This is a genomic window from Streptomonospora sp. PA3 (genome assembly GCF_009728995.1).
Lineage (GTDB): Bacteria > Actinomycetota > Actinomycetes > Streptosporangiales > Streptosporangiaceae > Streptomonospora.
This window is the reverse complement of record NZ_VTZW01000009.1, coordinates 139,289-157,054: the sequence shown is the minus strand read 5'-3', so window position 1 is coordinate 157,054 and position 17,766 is coordinate 139,289. Positions and strand designations below refer to the sequence as shown.

At 73.0% G+C, this 17,766-nt stretch carries 14 protein-coding genes and 1 tRNA gene; 12 read left to right on the top strand and 3 right to left on the bottom strand.

Annotated elements, in window-relative coordinates; genetic code table 11:
• Positions 1 to 173: 173 nt before the first annotated feature.
• The 4 genes from FZ103_RS09030 to FZ103_RS09015 are packed head-to-tail and all read left to right on the top strand — an operon-like array spanning position 174 to position 4,427.
• A complete protein-coding gene (locus FZ103_RS09030; RefSeq protein WP_343233448.1) occupies positions 174 to 1,229 on the top strand; it encodes a 2-keto-3-deoxygluconate permease in 1,056 nt (351 codons plus the stop codon).
• Positions 1,226 to 2,401 carry a four-carbon acid sugar kinase family protein gene (locus tag FZ103_RS09025; protein ID WP_186356048.1) on the top strand — a complete coding sequence of 392 codons (1,176 nt, stop codon included), beginning with the start codon at positions 1,226 to 1,228 and terminating at the stop codon, positions 2,399 to 2,401. Before FZ103_RS09030 ends, FZ103_RS09025 begins: the two co-directional genes overlap by 4 nt.
• Positions 2,398 to 3,426, top strand: coding sequence for a 4-hydroxythreonine-4-phosphate dehydrogenase PdxA (gene pdxA / locus FZ103_RS09020; protein ID WP_156000225.1), 1,029 nt, complete (start codon positions 2,398 to 2,400; stop codon positions 3,424 to 3,426). The genes FZ103_RS09025 and pdxA overlap by 4 nt, the downstream gene beginning before the upstream one ends.
• Positions 3,427 to 3,482: 56 nt before the next feature.
• Positions 3,483 to 4,427, top strand: coding sequence for a GntR family transcriptional regulator (locus tag FZ103_RS09015; protein WP_156000224.1), 945 nt, complete (start codon positions 3,483 to 3,485; stop codon positions 4,425 to 4,427).
• 106 nt (positions 4,428 to 4,533) lie between these two features.
• Here the strand turns inward: FZ103_RS09015 and FZ103_RS09010 are convergent, their stop codons facing one another.
• Positions 4,534 to 6,003, bottom strand: a complete 1,470-nt coding sequence (locus FZ103_RS09010) for an NAD-dependent succinate-semialdehyde dehydrogenase (protein WP_156000223.1) — start codon at positions 6,001 to 6,003, stop codon at positions 4,534 to 4,536.
• Between the two features lie 248 nt (positions 6,004 to 6,251).
• On the opposite strand from FZ103_RS09010, the gene FZ103_RS09005 reads away from it, so the two are divergent.
• Both FZ103_RS09005 and FZ103_RS09000 read left to right on the top strand, forming a co-directional pair.
• Positions 6,252 to 7,517, top strand: coding sequence for an aspartate aminotransferase family protein (locus FZ103_RS09005; RefSeq protein ID WP_156000222.1), 1,266 nt, complete (start codon positions 6,252 to 6,254; stop codon positions 7,515 to 7,517).
• Positions 7,518 to 7,700: 183 nt separating this feature from the next.
• Positions 7,701 to 7,773 (top strand) — tRNA-Arg (locus tag FZ103_RS09000).
• Between the two features lie 98 nt (positions 7,774 to 7,871).
• On the opposite strand, the gene FZ103_RS08995 is transcribed toward FZ103_RS09000, so the two are convergent.
• The gene (locus FZ103_RS08995) at positions 7,872 to 9,362 is read right to left on the bottom strand and encodes an MFS transporter (RefSeq protein ID WP_186356047.1); all 1,491 of its coding nucleotides are present in this window, start codon (positions 9,360 to 9,362) and stop codon (positions 7,872 to 7,874) included.
• A gap of 46 nt (positions 9,363 to 9,408) precedes the next feature.
• Entirely contained in the window at positions 9,409 to 10,524 is a 1,116-nt protein-coding gene (locus FZ103_RS08990; protein WP_186356046.1) for an FAD-dependent monooxygenase, read from the bottom strand.
• A gap of 236 nt (positions 10,525 to 10,760) precedes the next feature.
• Between FZ103_RS08990 and FZ103_RS08985 the strand changes: the two genes are divergently transcribed.
• The 6 genes from FZ103_RS08985 to FZ103_RS08960 all read left to right on the top strand — a co-directional run bounded on the left by FZ103_RS08985 (position 10,761) and on the right by FZ103_RS08960 (position 17,652).
• On the top strand, positions 10,761 to 11,369 hold the full coding sequence (locus FZ103_RS08985; RefSeq protein WP_343233447.1) for a TetR/AcrR family transcriptional regulator C-terminal ligand-binding domain-containing protein: 609 nt from the start codon (positions 10,761 to 10,763) through the stop codon (positions 11,367 to 11,369).
• A 313-nt stretch (positions 11,370 to 11,682) separates the two neighbouring features.
• Complete coding sequence (locus FZ103_RS08980; RefSeq protein WP_156000220.1) at positions 11,683 to 12,093, top strand: VOC family protein; 411 nt, start codon at positions 11,683 to 11,685, stop codon at positions 12,091 to 12,093.
• 67 nt (positions 12,094 to 12,160) lie between these two features.
• Entirely contained in the window at positions 12,161 to 12,634 is a 474-nt protein-coding gene (locus tag FZ103_RS08975; protein ID WP_156000219.1) for a nitroreductase/quinone reductase family protein, read from the top strand.
• A 951-nt stretch (positions 12,635 to 13,585) separates the two neighbouring features.
• Positions 13,586 to 14,602: a helix-turn-helix domain-containing protein gene (locus FZ103_RS08970; protein WP_156000218.1), complete on the top strand. Its 1,017-nt coding sequence runs from the start codon at positions 13,586 to 13,588 to the stop codon at positions 14,600 to 14,602.
• Positions 14,603 to 14,993: 391 nt separating this feature from the next.
• The gene (locus FZ103_RS08965; RefSeq protein ID WP_156000217.1) at positions 14,994 to 16,433 is read left to right on the top strand and encodes a GntP family permease; all 1,440 of its coding nucleotides are present in this window, start codon (positions 14,994 to 14,996) and stop codon (positions 16,431 to 16,433) included.
• A 43-nt stretch (positions 16,434 to 16,476) separates the two neighbouring features.
• Positions 16,477 to 17,652, top strand: a complete 1,176-nt coding sequence (locus tag FZ103_RS08960) for a CaiB/BaiF CoA-transferase family protein (protein WP_156000216.1) — start codon at positions 16,477 to 16,479, stop codon at positions 17,650 to 17,652.
• The last annotated feature ends 114 nt before the right edge of the window (positions 17,653 to 17,766 follow it).

The window sequence follows — 17,766 nt, the reverse complement described above, 5'->3', positions numbered from 1 at the left end:
GAAACCCCCGCGAATCCCGCTTCCCGCGCCCAGCGCGGCCGCCCTCGTCTGCACCGATGTGAACCTCTAGTGGCGCACGCCACGCTCTGTACGTACAATCTGTCCGTACAATTAGTGGAGTTCGACATCCGTGGGGACGGACCCGGTCCCGCACCCACCGGAGAGGAGGAGCCGTGCGCCGAGGCCATGGCACCCTGATCCCGCTGTTCGGGACGATGAACCGGCTACCCGGTGGGCTGATGCTCATCCCGCTGATCCTGGGATCGCTGCTGGGCACCTTCGCCCCCGCGGCCCTCGACATCGGCGGGTTCACCACGGCCCTGTTCAAGGACAGCGCGCTCCCACTCATCGCGCTGCTCATCTTCGCCACCGGCACCCAGGTCACGCTGCGCACCGGTGGCCCGGTACTGGCCACCACCGGAGTCGTGCTCCTCGGCCGGAGCATCATCCCCGGGCTGCTGATCGTCGCCCTCGGCGCGGTCACCGGACCCGGTGGCCTCCTCGGCGTCTCGATCCTCGCGCTGCTCTCCGCCGGTACCAACTCCAACGGCGGTCTGTGGCTGGCACTGACGGGCCAGTACGGGCGCGCCCGCGACCGCGGCGCCTACATCGCCGGCGCGGTCAACGACGGACCGTTCTTCGCGCTGCTGTTCCTCGGCGCCTCCGGGCTCGGCGAGATTCCGTTCACCTCGCTGATCGCGGCCCTCATCCCCTTCGCCCTGGGTGTGATCGTCGGCAACATCGACGACACGTGGCGCGAGACTCTGAAACCGGTGCCCAACATCGTCATTCCGTTCTTCTCGTTCGCCCTGGGCACCGAAATCGACCTCGCCGACGTCGCCTCCGGCGGGCTGACCGGCATCGTCCTGGGCGTGCTGATGACCCCCGTCACCGGCGGGCTGGTCTATCTGGGCTACCGGCTGATCCTGCGCCGCGGCTGCGAGAGCGGAATCGGATTCGCCGCGGGCACCACATCTGGCAACTCCATCGCCACCCCGGCGATCGTCGCCGCCGCAGATCCCTCCTTCCAGACCTACGTCGGCACCGCCACCTCCCAGGTTGCCGCCTGCGTGCTCGTCACCGCCGTGCTCGCGCCGATGCTGGCCTCCTGGGCGCTCAAGCGCAGCGGGGCGACGGGCGCCCGCACCGAGGAGGAGGAGGCCGGCGAGCACAGCGGCGACGCACCGGCCGAAACCGGCGCCGGGCCCCGGCAGGAGGCGAAGCCGTGACCCCCGCGATCGCCGTGGTCGCCGACGACCTCACCGGCGCCAACGACACCGCCGTGCGCTTTCTGCGCGCGGGCTGGTCCACCGAACTGCGCCTGGAGGCCGCCGCCGACAGCGGTGCCGACGTGGTGGCGGTGAGCACCGACTCGCGGGCTCTGCCCCCCGAACAGGCCGCCGCCGCGGTGGCCGACCGCGTGGGCGGACTGCGCGCCGCCGGGCACCTCTACAAGAAGGTCGACTCCACCCTGCGCGGGCAGATCGCGGCCGAGGTCGAGGCGGCACGCCGAAGCTGGGCGGAGGACGCCGTCGCCGTCGTCTGCCCCGCCTTCCCCGACGCCGGTCGCACCGTGGAGGACGGCGTCCTGCTCGTGGAGGGCACGCCCGCCCACCGCACCCAAGTGGGCACCGACCCCGTGACCCCCGTCAGCGAAAGCCACATCCCGACCCTGCTGGGCGCGGCGCAGGCGAAGCTGGACGGCTTCGACGCGGTGGCCGACGCGGCGCGGATCGCCGACGCGGGTCCGGTCGTGGTCGCCGACGCCCGCACTCCGGCGGACCTGGAGTGCCTGGCCGCCGCCATCGCCCACCTGGGACCGCGCGCGGTCCCGGTCGGTTCGGCCGGCCTGGCGGCGCCGATGGCACAGGCGTGGGCGGCGGCTGCCGCGCCCGCGCCGGCTCTGGTGGTCGTGACGTCGCTGCACGCGACGACTCGTGATCAGGTCGACCGCCTCGCCGAACACGCGCCCGTACTGCACTGCACCGCCGACACGTTCGCCGACGAGGACGCATGGCAGGAGTGGTGCGCCGCGGCCGACCGCCGCCTCTCCGTCGCCGGCGAGTCCCTGGCCGTCGTGGCGCCGCAGGAGCGCTCCCCGCGGCTGGACCCCGCCGCGGTCGCGCGGCACCTCGGCGCCCTGGCCGCCGATCTCGCCTACCGCAACGCCGTCTCGGGCTTCGTGGTCACCGGCGGCGACGGCGCACGCGCGCTGGCCGACGCGCTCGGCGCCACCGGGTTCGCGCTCACCGGCGAGGTCGCACCGGGCATCCCCGTCGGCACCCTCTGCGGCGGGCGGCTGCACGGCCGCCGCATCGTCACCAAGGCCGGGGGGTTCGGCGCCCCCGACGCACTGCTCGCCGCCGTCGCGGCGGTCCGACACAGGAGGTACCGGTCATGACCCGACCCACCTTGGCCATCACCCTCGGCGACGCCGCCGGGATCGGCCCGGAGATCACCGCGAAATCGCTGCTGGACCACCCCGAGGTGCGCCAGGTGTGCCGCCCCGTCGTCGTGGGGGACGCCGACGCGCTGCGCGCCGGAGTCCGCCTGTCCGGCGGTGACCCCGAACGGGTGCGCGTGCTCGACTCCCCCGAGCTGGCCGAGGGGCGGCCGGAGGACATCGACATCGTCCAGGTCGGCCCGTCGCTGGCGGACGTACCCTACGGCGAACTGAGCGCGCAGGCCGGCGACAGCGCGGCGCGCTTCGTCATGGCGGCCTGCGACCTGGCGCGTCGCGGACTGGTCGACGGAATCGTCACACCGCCGCTGAACAAGGCCGCGATGCACCTCGGCGGGCATCCCTGGCCGGGGCACACCGAACTGCTGGCCCACGAGTTCGGCGTCGAGGACTTCAGCCTGGTGCTTTCGGCCGGCGACCTGTACTTCTTCCACCTGACCACCCACGTGTCCCTGGCCGACGCGATCCGGCTGGTCACCCCGGAACGCACCGACGCCGTGCTGCGGCTGGCGGGGGCGTTCGCTGCGGCGCTGGGCAGGCCGGAGGAGCCCATCGGCGTGGCGGGGCTCAACCCGCACGCCGGGGAGAACCGGCTGTTCGGCGACGAGGACGCCGACGTGCTGGAGCCCGCCGTGCGGCGGGCGCGCGCGGCGGGGATCAGCGCCTCGGGACCCCTGCCGGCCGACGCGCTGATCCCCGCGGCGGTGCAGGGGAAGTGGAAGCTGATCACTGTCTGCTACCACGACCAGGGCCACGCGCCCTTTAAGTCGGTCTACGGCGACGACGGCGTCAACATCACGGTCGGGCTGCCTGTCGTGCGGGTCTCGGTCGACCACGGCACCGCCTTCGACATCGCGGGGCAGGGAATCGCCCGCGAGGCCAGCCTGGTGCTGGCCATCCGCCGCGCCGCCGAACTGGCACCGGGGTGGGGGCACGTCTGGCGGGCGGCGCAGGCCGCGGCCTGACACCGCGTCCGGCCACCTGGGACGGCCGCGGTCCGCATCAGCAGGTAAGCCCTAGAATGCGCCTCATGCCCGTGGACCGGTCCGATCCCCGCCCCCTGCACGCGCAGATCGCCTCGGCGCTGCGTGCCGAAATCCGTGACCGGGCGATCGCGCCCGGCGACACCCTGCCGAGCGAGGCGGCGCTGCAAGAGCGCTTCGGGGTGTCGCGCAGCGTCGTCCGCCAGGCGCTGTCCACACTGGAGTCGGAGGGCTCCATCCGGCGCGACCCCGGGCGCGCGGCGGTGGCCACCGCCGGGGTGGAGCACCGGCGGCTGGTGCAGCGGGTGACCGGGCTGTTCGACCAGTTCTCGCGTAGCGGCCTGCGGCTGGCCACCCGAGTCGTCGAGTTGGAGGAGACCGCCGCGCCGCCAGCGCACGTCGCCCGGCAGTTGGGCACGCGCGCGGTGCTGCGGCTGGAACGCGTGCGCGCGGTGGAGGGCGACCCGCTGTCCTATGTGCGCACCTGGCTGCCCGCGGACCGGGTGCCGGGGCTCCGCGCGGACATGCTTGCCGACGCCTCGCTGCACCGGCTGCTGGAGTCCCGCTTCGGTGCCCGGCCGGTCAGCGGGCGGCGCCAGGTGCGTGCGGTGCCCGCCGATCCCCTGATCGCGGAGGCGCTGGGCGTTCCGGCCGACGCGCCGCTGCTCTTGCTGGAGGGCAGCACCTTCGACCAGGAGGGCGCGCCGCTGGAGTGGTTCGAGAGCTGGCACCGCTCCGACCGGGTGGTGTTCGACATCGAGGCCGACGAGTCCACCGATCAGTTGCGCCTGCAGCCGGGAACGGCGTTCGCCGAGGCGGCGGCCGGCGGCGCGGGTGAGGAGCCCGCGGCGGTCACGAGTGCGGGCGGCCCTCCGGCCGAATCCGGCGGCGCGCCGGAACCGCCCGACCGGCTGCGGCGGGCACGCGAGCTGGCCGGCGAACTGCGCGCCGAACTCGACCGCCTGGCGGCGGAGGAGCCGTAGGCCGGCGCGCGGCCGCCCGCCGGCCGCGGGAGTCCGGATCCATGCGGGGCCCCCGACCGCGGGCGGTCGGGGGCCGCGCATGGCTGCTGTTCTGCGCCTATCGGCGTCACACGCCGCCGATGCCGACGTACTTGGTCTCCAGGAACTCCTCGATGCCCACGGTGCCGCCCTCGCGGCCCAGTCCGGAGTGCTTGACGCCGCCGAAGGGCGCGGCGGGGTTGGAGACGATCCCCTGGTTCAGCCCGACCATGCCGGTCTCCAGGGCCTCCGAGACCCGCAGCGCGCGGTTCAGGTCGCCGGTGTAGAGGTAGCTGACCAGGCCGAACTCGGTGTCGTTGGCGGCGGCCAGGGCCTCCTCCTCGGTGTCGAACGGGATGACGGGGGCGACGGGCCCGAAGATCTCGGTGGTGGACAGCTCGCTGGACTGGGGCACGTCGGCGAGCACGGTGGGCCGGTAGAAGTAGCCGTCGCCGTCGCCGGCGGTGCCGCCCACGAGCACGCGGGCGCCGCGGTTCACGGCGTCGTCGACGAGGCTCTGCACCTTCTCGCGGGCCTTGGCGTCGATCAGCGGGCCGACCTGGACGCCGTCCTCGGTGCCGCGGCCGAGCCGCAGCGCGCCCATGCGCTCGCTGAGCCGGCGGGCGAACTCGTCGGCGACGCCCGATTGCACGTAGAGGCGGTTGGCGGCCGTGCACGCCTCGCCGATGTTGCGCATCTTGGCCTGCATCGCGCCCTCGACGGCGGCGTCGAGGTCGGCGTCGTCGAAGACCAGGAACGGGGCGTTGCCGCCCAGCTCCATGGAGGTGCGCAACACCTGCTCGGCGCTCTGCTCCAGCAGCTTGCGGCCCACCGCCGTGGAGCCGGTGAAGGAGACCTTGCGGATGCGGCCATCGCGCAGCAGGGGCTCGGTGAGGCCGCCGGCCTCGGAGGTGGGCAGCACGCTCAGCACGCCCTCGGGAAGGCCCGCCTCGCGCAGGATGTCGGCCAGGGCCAGGGCGGAGAGCGGGGTCTGCTGGGCGGGCTTGAGGACCATGGTGCAGCCGGCGGCGACGGCCGGGCCGATCTTGCGGGTGCCCATGGCCATGGGGAAGTTCCAGGGCGTGATGAGCATGGAGGGGCCGACGGGCTCGCGCATGATCAAGAAGCGCGACTGGCCGTTGGGGGAGATGGAGTAGCCGCCCTCGATGCGCACGGCCTCCTCGGCGAACCAGCGCAGGAAGTCGGCGGCGTAGGCGATCTCTCCCTTGGCCTCGGCGAAGGGCTTGCCCATCTCCAGGGTCATCAAGAGCGCGAGGTCGTCCTGGCGCTGCATGAGCAGCTCGTAGGCGCGCCGCAGGATCTCGCCGCGCTCGCGCGGCGGGTGCTTGCGCCAGGAGGGCTGGGCCTGCACGGCGGCGTCGAGGGCGGCGAATCCGTCGTCGGTTCCGGCGTCGGCGACCTCGCACAGCACCGACCCGGTGGACGGGTCCTCGACCTTGAACGCCGCACCGCTGCGCGCGTCCCGCCACGTGCCGCCGACGAACAGCTGCTTGGGCACGCGCTCGACGACCTGCGTCTCCCATTCGGCCAAGGTCATAGCGGTACATCCCCTTCTGGGCTGCGGGTAACAGTGCGTTCGCCGGACACGCGGAGGACGCCTTCGGCAACTGCCTCGATCAGACGCCTTCCCAGCTGCGCGCGCGGGCTAACCGCCGCCGGCCGTGTGTTCGCGGAGCGGCGGTGCCCGGGTCCGCGCGGGGGTAGGCACGGACCTGGACACCGCCTCATGTGGGATGATTCCATAGCTCTGTCGATTGTCAACAATCCTACGGAAGAGGTCTGAGCATGGCTGAGCAGTCGGCCGCGCTTTCTCCCCTGCTCAAGCAGGCCACGCCGGTGCTGGCGGCACGGGGCGAAGGCGTCTACATCTACGACGAGGACGACCGCCGCTATCTCGACTTCACCGCCGGCATCGGCGTCACGAGCACCGGCCACTGCCACCCCCGGGTGGTCGAGGCCGCGCAGCGGCAGGTCGCCACTCTCGTGCACGGGCAGTACACCACGGTCATGCACCGCCCCCTCCTCCAGCTCACCGAGCGCCTGGGGAGCGTTCTGCCCGAGGGAATCGACCGGCTGTTCTACGTCAACTCCGGCAGCGAGGCCGTCGAGGCGGCGCTGCGGCTGGCCCGCCAGGCGACGGGGCGGCAGAACGCGATCGTCTTCCAGGGCGGCTTCCACGGCCGCACGATGGCGGCGGCGTCGCTGACCACGTCAGGCACCAAGATCCGCGCGGGCATCGGGCCGCTGATGCCCGGGGTGGTCGTCTCGCCGTTCCCCTACGCCTACCGGCTGGGGATGAGCGAGGACGAGGCCGCCGCCTTCGCCCTGCGTGAGCTGGACTACCAACTGGCCACGGTCAGCTACCCGCAGGACACCGCGGCGATCTTCGTCGAGCCGGTCCTGGGCGAGGGCGGCTACGTGCCGGCGCCGCCGGCCTTCCTGCGGGGCCTGCGCGAGCGGGCCGACAAGCACGGCATCCTGCTGGTCGCCGACGAGGTGCAGACCGGGTTCGGGCGCACGGGGCGCTTCTGGGGCCACGACCACGCGGCGATCCGCCCCGACATCGTCATCACCGCCAAGGGACTGGCCAGCGGCTTCCCGCTGTCGGCGATCGCGGCGCCCAACTCCATCATGGAGAAGGCGTGGCCGGGGTCGCAGGGCGGCACCTACGGCGGCAACGCGGTCTCGTGCGCGGCCGCCCTGGCCACCATGGACGTCATCGAGGACGAAGGACTGGTCGCCAACGCGGAGCGGATGGGCGAGCGCCTCAAGAACGGCCTCGCCCGGGTGGCGGCCGACCACCCTGAGATCGGCGACGTGCGGGGTCTGGGCCTGATGGTCGGCAACGAGTTCACCGCCTCCGACGGCTCCCCCGACACCGAAACCGCCACCCGCGCACACAAGGCCGCGGCCGAGAAGGGCCTCCTCCTGCTCACCTGCGGCCCGCACGGCAACGTCGTCCGCATGATCCCGCCGCTCATCGTCACCGCCGACCAGGTCGACGAGGCGGTCAGCCTCTGGTCCCAGGCGGTCAAGGAGGCCACGGCCTGACGCCGAGCCCGACCGACCCGCCCCCATGGCCGCCCCCGCCCCGACAGCGGAGGCGGCCATGGGACCTCACTCACACACCCCTGCTCCCCGCGGACAATCCGGCGGAACCGCTCCGTTCCCCGTGGTAGAGTCATACACGTCTTCCGCAGGGACACCCCCGGCGGCAGACACACAACCGAACCGGCGCTCGTAGCTCAATGGATAGAGCATCTGACTACGGATCAGAAGGTTGGGGGTTCGAATCCTCCCGAGCGCGCAGAGCTGAGACAGCTTAGAGAAGCCCCGACCTGCACACACAGGCCGGGGCTTTTTCGTTGCCGCTTGGCGATCGGCCGGGGACTCAGCGGCGACGGCTCATCGGAGCCGGGCGGCCGCGGTTGCGTCCGTGCACTGCGGTTCCTCCGGCTCTGACGGAGTCGGGCGGCGGCTGCGGGCCAGCATGACCGCGGGGACCGCGGCGAGGACGAAGAGCACCCCGGCCATTAGGACGTAGAGATGCACGCCGGTCGCCGAGCTGGCCGGGGCGCCGCCGGCGACGGTACCGGCGATGCGCGTCGCCTTGAGAAGCTCGCCGCCGGCGAAGCTGAAGACGACCGAGCCGAGGGCGAACATGACCGACACCAGGCCGGAGACCGTGCCCTGCCGCTCCGGCGGTGCGAGGTCGGTGGCCAGGTTGTAGCCGGACGTCGCGATCGCGCCGGCGGCCGCGCCCACCATGGCTCCGCAGGCGACCGCCAGCGGGAGCAGGGACACTCCCGGCAGCATCAGGAAGGTCCCCGCTGCCCCGACAGCGATGGCCGCGAGGAGGAGCTTCGCGGGACCGAACCGTCCCGCGGCCCACCCGGCGAGCGTGCCGCCCGCGAAGATGCCCGCCTGGGCCGTCGCCAGCAGCACCGCCTTAGCGTCTCCGTCGCCCATGCCGTAGCCGAGTCCCAGGTCGGCGGGCACTTCGGCGATGGTGGCCGTCAGTTGCAGCATGCTCCGGAAGGAGCCCGCGGCCAGCACCACGGCCAGCAGCGTCAGCAGCACCGGCCGGCTCAGTGCCCGGATGTCGATGACAGGCTCGGCGACGCGCAGCGCGAGCACCACCCACCCCGCCAGCGCGGCGGCACCGGCCGCCGCCAGCACAAGCATGCCGGGGGACAGCCACCCGGAGTCCGAGCCGAGGCTGACATAGGCGAGCACCGCGCCCATGCCGCCGCCGAGCAGCAGCGCCCCGCCCACGTCGACCCGGCCCGCGCTGCGGATCGGCGGCTCCGGGATGCAGGAGCGCACGCACAGGGCAGCCGCCGCGGCGAGCAGGGCCGCCGCGACGAACACGCTCCGGTACCCGAACAGGCCGATGATCGGCTGCATGACCAGCGGTTCGACGATCCCGACGATCGCCGAGCCCGACGTCACGAGCCCGATCGCGGGCATCGCCACCCGCGGGGCGCAGAGTCGGCGGATGAGGGCCACCGTGATGAAGATCGAAGCCAGGGCGGCCCCCTGCAGGAAGCGCCCCGCCAAGAAGATCCAGAGGTTCGGCGCGACCAGGCAGACCAGCGCGCCCACGCACGCCGTCGCCAGGGTGATGACGAGCAGCCGGCGCTGGCCGTAGACGTCGGAGCTCTTGGCGAGCAGCGGCGACCAGATGGCCCCGGCCAGCATCGCGCTCTGGCTGAGCCACGCGACCTGGTCGGTGTGGAAGTGTGCGAGCAGCCGGTTGAGGACCATCATGGGCGAGCCGATGGCCACGTCGGCCAGGACGTTGGCGAGGATGAGGACGGCCACCCAGACGACGAGCCGCCAGCTCCAGCGATGCTCCCGGGCACCGGGAACGGGCTCTTCGAGCGTGTCTTTCACTATGTGCTCTCTCTAGCGCAGCAGTGGAAAGGTCTCTTGCGGCGGTTCAGCGGGCGTCGGCCGCCGCTGCTCGCAGGGCCTCGTTGCGGGCGGCGATGGCTGCCCAGCTGGCGGGCAGGATGCGGTCGCGCCCGTCGTCGACGCTGCTCTGGGCGAAGGCCACATAGGGGCGCTGCCGCGCCTCGTACCGTCGGAACGCGGTGGTGTGGTCGCCGCCGCACCGGTCGAGTTCCTCGGCGAGGATGCGGGCCCCGGTGAGCGCGAGCGACGTCCCTCGCCCGGAGAGGAAGGCCGCGCTGTAGCCGGCGTCGCCGACGAGGGCGACGCGGCCGCGGTGCCAGGTGGGCAGGTGGATCTGGCTCGCGGAGTCGAAGAAGAAGTCGGGGTCGGCGCGGAGCGCGTCGAGCAGTTCGGGGATCCGCCACGACCGGTATCCCGCGAACGCGTCGATGACGATCCGCTTCTGGGCGTCGGTGTCGTGGCGGTCGTAGTCCAGCGGCTCCGAGCGGAACTCCAAGACCGCGACGGCCTTGTCCTTGTACCGGAAGACGCCTGCCATCCGCTCGGGGACGTTGTAGATCGCGTTGGCGCCCTCGATCCGCGCCTCGGCGGGCAGGGCGGCGAGCGCGATGTAGACACCGAGGTGACGGGCGTAGTCCTCCTCGGGACCGAACACCAGGCCGCGTATCGCCGAGTGCTGGCCGTCGGCCCCCAGCACCAGGTCGTACCGCCCCGTGCGGCCGGAGGCGAAACGGACCTCGACGCCGTCGCCGTCGTCGGTCAGTGCCGCGACCGAGTCGGCGAAGCGGATGGCCGCGCTGTCCGGCAGCGCCCCGGCCAGGATACGCATGAGGTCCTCGCGCAGGATCTCGATGTCGTCGTCGGAGTCGCCGATCTGAGCCAAGGGGACCCGGGCGATGGGCTCGCCGTCGCCATCGACGAACCAGGCGGTCTCCGACATGCGCAGTCGCTGCCGGCGGATCTCGGCGAGCAGGCCCATCCGCTGTGCTGTTTCGACCGCGTCTCCGCGGATGTCGATCGGCGTGCCGGCGAGCCGGAGGCGACGGTCGTATTCGACGACGGTGACCTCGTGGCCGCGGGTGCCGAGCTCGAGTGCTGCGGCCAGGCCCGCGACACCGGCTCCGGAGATGAGGATGTGCACGGATGTACTCCAGGTGTGGGCGGCTGGACATGCCGTTCGGTCCGGCGGTGGCCCGCCGGCGGGCACGGGGGATGTGCACGGCAGTGCGGTCGGCGAAGGAGAGGCCGCAGCCGCGACCGCCTTCACTAAAGCTACAAACTGTTGCTTTTATGGAGCCTACTTGCACCCGGCTTGCACCGCAAAGTCCGAGGTGGCGACAATCGGTACCCGGGCGGAGACCAGGAGGGGAGTCGGCAGTGGCCAACCGAACCGCCGGTCGAGCGCAGGCGCGGCGCCCCGGCGGCCGCAACGCGCGGGTGCGCGCGCAGATCCTCGCCGCGACCGCCGAGCTCGTGGCGCGCGACGGCATCGCCGGCTTCCGCTACGAGGAGGTCGCCGAACGCGCCGGCGTGCACAAGACGAGCGTCTATCGCAACTGGCCCGACCGCGAGGAACTGGTCGTCGACTCCCTGCTGCGCTACGCCGAGGACCTGGCGTCGGTCGCCGACACCGGCGATCTGCACCGTGACCTGGCGGACTTCCTGATGGGCATCGCCGGCGGCCTGGAGACGCCCTTCGGCCGGACGCTCGAACAGGCCCTCCAGCCCGCCGCCCAGAGCCCCGCGGTGCAGCAGGCGGTCAGCAGGATCCTGGAGCACCGCGTTTCCGCCCTGCGGCAGCGGGTGGACACGGCCGTCGATCGGGGCGAGCTGCCACCGGTCGACAGCTCCTTCCTCGGCGAGATGATCTCCGGCCCGGTCCACCTCGTCGTCAACCGCGGCACCCGCCCGTTCACCCGAGCGGACGCGGAACGCATCGTCGGCGTCGTCCTCGCGGGCATCCGCGCCACGGCGCCGCACGCCTGAACCCGCACGGCCCGCCGCAACGCCCCCCGAGCGGGACAGGTGATCGTCGACAGCGGGTCCGAACTCAGCTGTGGCCCTTCACGGCACGCCCCCCGCGGGGTCGTCGCGGAAGGCGCCGCCGGGGAAGAGGAGCCGGTCAGGCCGATGCGCGCGGTTCCTCTTCACCCCGGCACCTATGCCGTCGGCGCGGCCCGGCTTCCGTGTCGGGGGGGGGGTGTCCGTGAGGCCGCTCTCGACCCGTTGCGCGCGGTGGGCGCCGGACCGGTCAGGAATCGAGAAGCGGGGCGGACCTGCGCTGTCTAGCGTTGGCGGTATGAAACTCGCACTCAAGTACTGCCAGATCACCGTGAACGACGTGGACGAGGCGCTCGTGTTCTACCGCGACGCGCTCGGCCTTGAGCTCCACAGCGACGTCGGCGCCAACACGTCCCGCTGGGTCACCCTGGGCAGCCCTGCGCAGCCGGGGCTGGAGTTCGTGCTCTCGGTGCCCGACGCCGGCCGTTCCGAGGCCGACGCCGACGCGCTGCGGGAACTGCTCGGCAGGGGTGGCCTGCCGATGATCGTCTTCAGCACCGACGACCTCGACGCCACCTTCGAGCGGGTGCGGGCCTCCGGCGCCGAGGTCCTGCAGGAGCCCGTCGACCGGCCCTGGGGCGTTCGCGACTCCGCGTTCCGCGACCCCTCGGGAAACACGGTGCGGATCCAGCAGGCGCTCGAAGGCTGACGCTCCCGCTCCAAACCCGCGCGACGCCGCCCGGCGCGCGTGAAGGACGGACCGACTGGAGGAACCGATGACCCGCAACCAGCAGGAAGGCAGCCGCGAAGGCCGCAAGCCGGGCACGCCCGGCCCACTGTCCCGATGGTTCCAGCAGAAGATGAACGCCCGGATGGCCCGCAAGATCCGCGGCGGCCGCAGCAGCATGATGGGTATGGACGTGCTGCTGCTGAGCACCGTGGGCCGCCGCAGCGGGCAGCGCCGGGAGACGCCGCTGGCGTGGTTCGCCGACGGTGAGGACGCCTGGCTGATCGTCGCCTCCGGCGGCGGGAGTCAGCACCCGGACTGGCACGCCAACCTGATGGCGCACCCGGAGCAGGCGTCGGTCGTACTGCCCGGCCGCGGCGAGGTGCCGGTGACACCGCACCGGCTCGACGGCGCCGAGTACGAGCGCGCCTGGCAGCGCGTCACCGCCGCCCAGCCCCGCTACGAGAAGTACCAGGCCAAATCCGACCGGAAGTACCCGGTCATCCGGCTGACCCCGCGGTGACCGGGCGAGCCGTGAGCCGCGAGGAGCGCGCACAGGCGGTGCTGCCCGAGGGCTCCACGACGCGGGACCTCCGCGCGGGGAAGGGCGCGCCGGGCGCGCCGGCGCCGACCCGCCCCGCTGACCGGACGAAACCGGCGGTCCACCGATCGCGCGCTCGCGCGGCGCTGCGCCGGGAAGGGACCGATCGGCGGTCGGCGGGGACGGCGTTCCGGGCGTCATCGGCGCCGTTCCCGCCCCTCGCCGGGCGCACCGTCCACGCCGGGGCCGCTGACGGCGGGTGCCGCGGCGGAAATGCGGGCGGGCGCGCGCCGGCCGTGCTCGCCGGGTGGTCGGGCGAGGCTCCCGCTCTCGGCCCGATCCCGCGGCGACCCGGCCGGCACGCGCCCGCCCTGCCCCTCCCCCGGGGTCGCATGCACAACCCTGTGGATACGCTTCGCGGCCGCCGCAGAGCGGCTGGTCCGAACCGGCGCCCGGTCCCGGATGCCCGATCGGCCCCTGTCCCCGCCGACGCCCGTTCACGCTGGTCGAAGACGCCGCTGCGGGAGGAGATCGGGAACCCGTGATCGAGTCCCCGATACGTCCCCCTGCCAAGCGCTCGTATCCGTCCGAGATCGCCGGAGCGGCGGCACCGGCACTCGGCCGCACCGCGCCGACTCCCATATGAGCGCCCCGCTGGGCGCACGGAACAGTATCCGCGCCCGCGGTGCGGGTGTCGTTGCCGCGGAGTGCCGCCTGCTGCGCATTGCGCGCCACGTCCGCACCACGCGGGCTCGGCGAGCGGCCCGCGCGAGGGCGCACGCAGCGGGACCGGTCCGGGCGGCACCGCTGCCGCCGCCCGGACCGGCGGCGCACTGCATGCCCCGCGGCGGATTCCCTCGGACGCCGCCCCTTTTTTCGCCGCCTCGGCAGCGGAGATGATGGACCGGAGCGGGCTGAGGAGGAACGGCGTCTGTGCTTGAGTACGTGTTCGACAGCAGGGATCTGGATCTACCGGCGTCCGAGCGGATCGACGCCTGGCGCGACGCCACGGCGAGCGCGCTGATACCCAACGAACTCAGCATCGACCCGGCGGCCGAGTTCCGCGCCTCGCTGAGATCCGCCGAGATCGGCGGCGCCTACGTCAACGCCCTGAGCTACACGTCCATGGTGTCGCGGCGGACGCCGGCGCTCATCCGCCGCTCCGATCCGGAGATGTATGCGGTGGCCCTCATCCGGGGCGGCCGCCAGGTCATCTTCCAGGACGGCCGCGAATCGGTGCTGAAACCGGGCGACCTGGTGGTGTACTCCACCTCCCACCCCTACGAAGCCGTGGTCGACGCCCGCCCGAGCACGTGCGGATCCGTGGTGGTCCAGGTGCCGCGGGCCGCCGTACCGCTTCCCCAAGACGGCGTGCACCGGATATCCGCCGCCCGGATCCCGGGCCGGGACGGAATCGGACGCCTGCTCGCCGGCTTCCTCACCACCCTGGCCGACGATGCCGGCACCTACCGCCCCGCCGACAGCCCGCGGCTGGGCGGCGTCCTCAACGGGCTGATCACCGAATGGCTCGCCCACCACGTCGACGCCGCCGGCCGCTCCCCCGCCGAGACCCGCGAGCACACCCGGTTCCTGCTGATCCAGGACTTCATCCGGCGCAACCTGGACGACCCCGGGCTCTCTCCGACCGCCGTCGCCGCAGCGCACCACATCTCGCTGCGGACCCTGCACCGCCTCTTCCGCTCCCACGGCTCGACCGTCACCTCCTACATCCGCCGGCAGCGTCTCGACCGCGCACGAAGCGACCTCGCCGACCCGCGCCTGGCCGCGCGCCCCGTTCATGCGATAGGCGCCCGTTGGGGTTTCCCCGGAGGCGCCGGCTTCTCGCGCGTCTTCCGGACCGAGTTCGGGATTCCGCCCGGCGACTACCGCAGGCAGCGGCTGGGCGGCCGGTCCGGCACGCCTCCGCGGCAGGGCGACGCTGCCTGCTGAAGGAGGCCCGCCGTCCGGGCGGGCGCCCGCACATCGGCGCCCTCGCCGAACGCGGTGTGCGCCCGCTCGACGCCGGGCTCCCCCCCGGCGGCGGCCGCGGGTCCTCTCCGGGCGCCCGGCCATAAGCGGCGCTTATGTGGGCCGTGGGAACTCGCGTCTACCCAAGTCGGCCGGTGCTCATGTTCCATGGGCGGGTCTGTGTCGCGGGCCACAGGGCGGGGCGGCCCCATGTCCGCCTGCCCGGGTTGCGGTCGCATCGGCCGACCCGGCGGGCGCGTGCGCCGCCGGCGCGGGCCCGGCTCCGCCGCGTCGAGCGCCGCCGCGGATCCGTGCCGCCGCGACCAGACCGCAAGGCCAACCCCCGACGCGGGTCTGAACGGAAACGGGCGAGATGACTGACAGCTTGATCGTGCTGCATACCGCAGTCGCGATTCTCGGGATCGTGCTGCTGATCCTGTGGGCAGGCGTCGAGCCGGTGATCGCGCTGGTCATCGGGTCGATCTACCTGGGCCTGGCGGCAGGACTGGGTTTCGAGAAGACGATTTCCACCTTCGCGCAGGGCTTCGGCGACATCATGGCCGAAGTGGGCCTGCTGATCGGCTTCGGCGTCCTACTCGGATCCCTGCTGTTCTCCATGGGCGCGCTGCAGAAGCTCGTGGAGCTGCTGCTGCGGCTGCTGGGCCCCCGGCGGCTGCCCTATGCGCTCGCCTCTGTGTTGAGCACGATCTTCCCGTCCATCTACGTGGACGTCCAGCTCGTGCTCGCCGCCCCGCTGGCCCGCTCGGCCGCACCGAGCCTGGGCCGCAACGGCATCGGGATGATGGGCGGCTCGCTGACCGCCGGCATCCTGGTCGGCTACGTGTTCGTCATCCCGGGCCTGGGCACCGTCTCCATCGCCGGGCTGCTGGGCGTCCCGCTGGGCAACATGCTGCTGTACGGCTTCGGGGTCGGGCTGGTGACCGCCGTGCTCACCGTGCTCCTCTACGGTCAGCTGCTGCGGATGGGGTTCTGGAACCCGGCGAAGGACGAGCTGGAGCACGCCGGGGTCGGCGAGAAGGAGGAGGCCGTCCACGCCGGGGCGGACCGGAGCGGGCACGCCGCGGCGGCCGGGGCCGGCGGGGGATCGGCGGCCGCCTCCGGCGGCGCGTCCGGCGCCGAGACCGAAAGCCCGCGCACCCCTGCGCTCGCCGTCTCGCTGCTGCCCATCCTCGTCCCCCTGGTCATGATCGCCGCGGGGGCGATCGCCGAAGCCGCCGGGGCCAAGTCGCCCGCGATCGCCTTCTTCGGCGACCCGGTGCTCGCGCTCTTCATCGGCCTGCTCGGCGCCTACCTCCTGGCCCGCCGCGCGATGGGCAACCAGCGCACCAACGAGGCGCTGAACGAGGGGCTCAACACCACCGGGCAGATCCTGCTGGTCACCGGTGTCGGCGGCTCACTGGGCGCGATCATCGGCGAAACCGCGCTCGAAGACGTGCTGGCCGGGCTGTTCTCGGCCGAGTCGGGCACACCGGCGCTGGTCGCCGTACTGCTGGCCTGGCTGATCGCGGCCGTGCTGCACCTGGCGATCGGTTCGATCTCGGTCGCCGCCATCACCGCGGCCGGCATCCTGGCTCCGATCATGGGCGGTCTGGACCTCCCCCACGAGGTGCTCGGCCTGGCCATCGGCGCCGGCGCCCTGTTCGCCCTGCATGTGAACAGCAACTTCTTCTGGATGTTCCAGACCCTGCTGGGAGTCACCACCCAGGGCGCGCTCAAGGCGCTGACCTTCGTGACCGCGCTGGCGTCGGTGGTGTCCCTGGTCATCGTCGCCGGGATCAGCCTCGTGGCGTGACCGCCGGCCTCCTCAGCCCGTTCCGCACGCGAAAGAGAAGGAAATGCAGCCGCTTCGCGGAGTAACCGTCGTGTCGCTGGAGCAGGCGATCGCCGCGCCTTATGCCAGCCGGCACCTCGCCGACCTCGGCGCGCGCGTCATCAAGGTCGAGCGCCCCGGTGTGGGCGACTTCGCCCGCGGCTACGACGCGCGCGTGAACGGGATGAGCTCCCACTTCGTCTGGGTCAACCGCAGCAAGGAGTCCCTGTCGCTCGACATCAAGGACCCGCGCGGCCTCGCGGTCCTGCGCGGCCTGCTCTCCGGCGCCGACGTGTTCATCCAGAACCTGGCGCCGGGAGCGGCCGCCCGGGCCGGGCTGGGCGCGGCCGAGCTCCAGGCCGAGCACCCGGGCCTGATCGTCTGCGACATCTCCGGCTACGGTTCGCCCGGCCCCTACGAGACGATGAAGGCCTACGACCTTCTGGTGCAGAGCGAGGCCGGCCTGCTGTCGGTCACCGGCAGCGGCGAGGAGATGGCCAAGGTGGGCATCTCCGTGTCGGACATCGCCGCCGGCATGTACGCCTACAGCTCGATCCTGGCCGCGCTACTGGAGCGCGGACGCACCGGCACCGGGGCGCACCTGGACGTGTCCCTGCTGGAGGCCACGGCCGAGTGGATGGGCTTCCCGCTGTACTACGCCTACGACGGGGGCGAACCGCCGCCGCGCGCCGGCGCGGCCCACGCGACGATCTACCCCTACGGTCCGTTCGTGGCCCGCGACCGGCAGGTGGTCATGATGAGCATCCAGAACGAGCGCGAATGGCGCGCTTTCTGCGAGCGCTTCCTCCACCGGCCCGATCTCGCCGACGACCCGGACTACGCGACCAACGCCGCACGCAGCGCCAACCGCGAGGCGCTGGGCGCCGTGATCGCCGCGCGCTTCGCCGAACTGGCCGGCGAGGAGGCCACCGCGCTGCTCGCCGCGATCCCCGTCGCCTACGCCCGCGTCAACAGCCTCGCCGAGGTGTGGCGCCACCCGCAGCTGGCCGCGCGCGGGCGCTGGCACGAGGTGGAGACTCCCACCGGGCGCGTCCCGGCGCTCGCACCGCCGGGTATCACCGACCCCGAACCGCGCATGGACCCGGTCCCCGAGCTGGGGCAGCACACCGAGGCCATTCTCACCGAACTGGGGGTGCCGGCCGAGGAGGCCGCCGCGCTGCGGGCGGACGGAGTCGTGTAAGGGAACCGCAGGCGGGAGGCGCGCGGCCCGGTGGTGAGATGATCGACAGGGCCGGTCGCCGAACGCGCCCGCCGCCTCCTGCGGCGTGCAGAGCCCGGGGCCGGGACGTGTAGG

Coding starts and splice junctions, on each gene's coding strand:
- FZ103_RS08980 (WP_156000220.1), top strand. CDS start 11,683: ATGAAACTCGCACTCAAGTACTGCCAGATCACCGTGAACGACGTGGAC.
- FZ103_RS09005 (WP_156000222.1), top strand. CDS start 6,252: ATGGCTGAGCAGTCGGCCGCGCTTTCTCCCCTGCTCAAGCAGGCCACG.
- pdxA (WP_156000225.1), top strand. CDS start 2,398: ATGACCCGACCCACCTTGGCCATCACCCTCGGCGACGCCGCCGGGATC.
- FZ103_RS09010 (WP_156000223.1), bottom strand. CDS start 6,003: ATGACCTTGGCCGAATGGGAGACGCAGGTCGTCGAGCGCGTGCCCAAG.
- FZ103_RS09015 (WP_156000224.1), top strand. CDS start 3,483: ATGCGCCTCATGCCCGTGGACCGGTCCGATCCCCGCCCCCTGCACGCG.
- FZ103_RS08965 (WP_156000217.1), top strand. CDS start 14,994: ATGACTGACAGCTTGATCGTGCTGCATACCGCAGTCGCGATTCTCGGG.
- FZ103_RS08960 (WP_156000216.1), top strand. CDS start 16,477: ATGCAGCCGCTTCGCGGAGTAACCGTCGTGTCGCTGGAGCAGGCGATC.
- FZ103_RS08975 (WP_156000219.1), top strand. CDS start 12,161: ATGACCCGCAACCAGCAGGAAGGCAGCCGCGAAGGCCGCAAGCCGGGC.